Raw genomic sequence first — 4,048 nt, 5'->3', positions numbered from 1 at the left:
GCCCATGACCGTCCCCGCCGAGGGCCTCCCGGCCCGGGTCCGCATCCATGAGGTCGGCGCGCGCGACGGCCTGCAGAACGAGAAGTCGGTCGTCCCGACGGAGGTCAAGGCGGAGTTCATCCACCGCCTGGCCGACGCGGGCCTGACCACCGTCGAGGCGACCAGCTTCGTGCACCCCAAGTGGGTGCCCCAACTGGCCGACGCAGAGGCGCTCTTCCCGCTCCTCGGTGACCTCCCGGGCGTCCACCTGCCGGTCCTCGTGCCGAACGAACGGGGCCTTGAGCGGGCCACGGCGCTCGGCGCGGACCGCGTGGCCGTCTTCGCCAGCGCCACCGAGTCCTTCGCCAAGGCCAACCTCAACCGCACGGTCGACGAGGCCCTCGCGATGTTCGCCCCGGTGGTCTCCCGCGCCAAGGAGCGGCAGGCGCATGTCCGCGGCTATCTCTCGATGTGCTTCGGCGACCCGTGGGAGGGCCCGGTCGGCATCGGCCAGGTCGTCCGGGTCTGCCGGGCCCTGCTGGACATGGGCTGCGACGAGCTGAGCCTCGGTGACACCATCGGCGTGGCCACGCCCGGCCATGTCACCGCGCTGCTCGGCGCGTTGACCGACGCGGGAGTCCCCGTGGACCGCGTCGGCGTCCACTTCCACGACACGTACGGCCAGGCGCTCGCCAACACCCTGCAAGCCCTGCGGCACGGCGTGACCACGGTCGACGCCTCCGCGGGCGGCCTGGGCGGCTGCCCGTACGCGAAGAGCGCCACCGGAAACCTCGCCACCGAGGACCTCGTCTGGATGCTGCGAGGACTCGGCATCGAGACCGGGGTCGATCTGGGCCGTCTCAGCGCCACCAGCGCCTGGATGGCCGACCAGCTGGGCCGACCGAGCCCGTCCCGCACCGTCCGCGCCCTGACCCACCAGGAGCAGTGAGTACACGATGGACCACCGCCTGAGCCCCGAGCTCACGGAACTCCGCCGCACCGTCGAGGCGTTCGCCCACGACGTCGTCGCCCCCAAGATCGGCGACCTATACGAACGGCACGAGTTCCCCTACGAAATCGTCCGCGAGATGGGCCGCATGGGCCTGTTCGGCCTGCCCTTCCCCGAGGAGTACGGCGGGATGGGCGGCGACTATTTCGCCCTCGGCATCGCCCTGGAGGAGCTCGCCCGCGTCGACTCCTCCGTGGCGATCACCCTGGAGGCGGGCGTCTCGCTCGGCGCCATGCCGCTGCACCTGTTCGGCACGGAGGAGCAGAAGCGCGAGTGGCTGCCGCGCCTCTGCTCCGGCGAGCTGCTCGGCGCCTTCGGGCTGACCGAGCCGGACGGCGGCTCGGACGCGGGCGGCACGCGCACGACGGCCGTGCGCGACGGCGACGAGTGGGTGATCAACGGCTCCAAGTGCTTCATCACCAACTCAGGGACGGACATCACGGGCCTGGTCACGGTCACCGCCGTCACGGGGCGCAAGCCGGACGGCCGCCCGCTGATCTCCGCGATCATCGTGCCGTCGGGGACGCCGGGCTTCACGGTCGCCGCTCCGTACTCGAAGGTGGGGTGGAACGCCTCGGACACCCGGGAGCTGTCCTTCTCCGACGTCCGCGTCCCCGCGGCGAACCTGCTGGGCGAGGAGGGCCGCGGGTACGCGCAGTTCCTGCGCATCCTCGACGAGGGCCGCGTCGCGATCTCCGCGCTGGCCACCGGGCTCGCCCAGGGCTGCGTGGACGAGTCGGTGAAGTACGCCAGGGAGCGGCACGCCTTCGGCAGGCCGATCGGCTCGAACCAGGCCATCCAGTTCAAGATCGCCGACATGGAGATGCGGGCGCACATGGCCCGCGTCGGGTGGTACGACGCGGCCTCGCGCATGGTCGCCGGGGAGCCGTTCAAGAAGGAGGCGGCGATCGCGAAGCTGTACTCCTCGACGGTGGCCGTGGACAACGCCAGGGAGGCCACGCAGATCCACGGCGGCTACGGCTTCATGAACGAGTACCCCGTGGCCAGGATGTGGCGGGACTCCAAGATCCTGGAAATCGGCGAGGGCACCAGCGAGGTGCAGCGGATGCTGATCGCCAGGGAGCTGGGTTTCGCGGGCTGAGGCCGGGCAAGGCGAGACGGCGGCGGTTCGGCGGGTGCGATGAGGCGCGCCCGCCGGGACACCGGCCTGACAGGTGTGACGGGTGTGACGCGAGAGCCTCTGGACTCGGCGTCTGCTTAGGCTAGCCTAAGCACACTTAGTGGCCCCGCCACCGCACCGCCCGGCCGGTGGCCCCGCCACCGCACCGTCACGAAAGCAGAGAACCATGCCCCAGTCCCGTTTCTCCCGACTGCCCGCCCCGTCCCGCCGCGGCATACTCGCGGCCGGTGGCGCCCTCGGCCTCACCGCCGTCCTGGCGGCCTGCGGCGACGAGAAGAAGGGCGACGGCGGCGGCGACGCGGGCGGCGGTGCGGGCAAGAGCGGCCCCTGGAGCTTCAAGGACGACCGCGGCACGACGGTCAAGCGCGACGCGACGCCGAAGAACATCGTGGCGTTCACGGGCGTGGCCGCGGCCCTGTTCGACTACGGCATCGAGGTCAAGGGCGTCTTCGGCCCGACGAAGACCAAGGACGGCAAGCCCGACGTCCAGGCCGGCGACATGGACGTCGACAAGCTGACCGTCATCGGCAACGAATGGGGCCAGTTCAACATCGAGAAGTACGCGGGCCTCGCCCCGGACGTGCTGATCTCCACGATGTTCGACGACAAGGGCACCCTCTGGTACGTGCCGGAGGAGAGCAAGGACAAGATCCTCAAGCTGGCCCCCAGCGTCGGCGTCAGCGTCTACGACCGCCAGCTCACCCACCCCCTCCAGCGCATCCTGGCCCTCGCCGAGTCGCTGGGCGCGGATGTGAAGTCGGACAAGGTGGTCAAGGCGAAGAAGCGCTTCGAGGAGGCGTCCGAGCGGCTGCGCAAGGTCGCCAAGGCGCACAAGGACATCAGGGTCCTCGTCGGCTCCGCGAGCCAGGACCTGTTCTACGTCTCCGGCTCGAACCTCTCCGTCGACCTGGAGTACTTCAAGGCGCTCGGCGTGAACATCGTCGAGCCGCCCGAGAAGGCCAAGAAGGCCTCCGGCGGCTGGTTCGAGAACCTGAGCTGGGAGAACGTCGACAAGTACGACGCGGACCTGATCATGATGGACAACCGCACCTCCGCGATCCAGCCGGCCGACCTGACCAAGCCGACCTGGAAGAAGCTGCCCGCCGTCAAGGCCGGACAGGTCATCCCGCGCATCGCGGAGCCGATCTTCTCCTACGACAAGTGCGCGCCGATCCTCGAAGACCTCGCCGACGCGATCGAGAAGGCCAAGAAGCTGAAGTAGGACCGCACGACAGCGCATTCCACCAGTTCCACCGGCCGCCCCCTCCGCCCTCGCGCGCGGAGGGGGCGGTCTCGCTGTGCGGGCCCGGGGTTCAACCCCAGGAGTGGTTAGGTTAGGCTCACCTTACTTAGTGCCTCACCTGGAGGAAGTTCATGCGCTCGCACCTGCTCAACGACACCACGGCGGAGCAGCTCATCGAACGCCGCCTCGTCGACTGGACCGCCCAGCGCCTCGGCCTCGGCCCCGCCGCCCGCGGGATGCTCACCGGCGGCGGCGACCAGGCCGACCTGCGGGCCCTGCGGCTCGCCCGCGAGCGGTCCGGGGCCCGCGCCCCCGAGACCCTGCGCCTCCTCACCTCCGAGGACGGCCACGAGGGCGTCCGGAGGACGGCCCGGCTGCTCGGACTCGGCGAGGACGCCGTCGTGGCGGTCCGCGCCGACCGGGCCGGGCGGATGCGGACCGTGGCGCTCGCCCGTGAGCTGGAGCGCTGCTCGCGCGACGGGCTCTTCCCCCTCGCGGTCGTCGCCGCGGCGGGCTCCCCCGGCCTCGGCGCCGCCGACCCGCTGCCCGAGATCGCCGAGCTCTGCGCCCGGTACGGCAGCAGGCTGCATGTGAACACCGCGTACGGCTGCGGGCTGCTCGCCTCCCGCGCGCACCGGCACGTCCTTGACGGCGTCGAACGCGCCGACTCCGTCAC

Annotated in this window: 4 protein-coding genes; all 4 read left to right on the top strand. The window is 71.0% G+C overall.

Annotated features, from left to right (window positions below):
• Nucleotides 1-928, top strand: a 928-nt coding sequence (locus tag AB8Z36_RS31720) for a hydroxymethylglutaryl-CoA lyase (protein ID WP_369216838.1), incomplete at its 5' end; no start/stop codon positions are given.
• 7 nt (nt 929-935) lie between these two features.
• The gene (locus AB8Z36_RS31715) at nt 936-2,090 is read left to right on the top strand and encodes an acyl-CoA dehydrogenase family protein (RefSeq protein WP_369216837.1); all 1,155 of its coding nucleotides are present in this window, start codon (nt 936-938) and stop codon (nt 2,088-2,090) included.
• Nucleotides 2,091-2,295: 205 nt separating this feature from the next.
• The gene (locus AB8Z36_RS31710; RefSeq protein ID WP_369216836.1) at nt 2,296-3,351 is read left to right on the top strand and encodes an ABC transporter substrate-binding protein; all 1,056 of its coding nucleotides are present in this window, start codon (nt 2,296-2,298) and stop codon (nt 3,349-3,351) included.
• 152 nt (nt 3,352-3,503) lie between these two features.
• Nucleotides 3,504-4,048 (top strand): pyridoxal-dependent decarboxylase (locus AB8Z36_RS31705; RefSeq protein WP_369216835.1); only part of this gene is annotated, 545 nt, incomplete at its 3' end.

Source organism: Streptomyces flavofungini (assembly GCF_041028215.1).
Lineage (GTDB): Bacteria > Actinomycetota > Actinomycetes > Streptomycetales > Streptomycetaceae > Streptomyces > Streptomyces flavofungini_B.
Note: the sequence above shows the minus strand (reverse complement) of the source record. Positions and strands in the feature narration are given on the sequence as shown.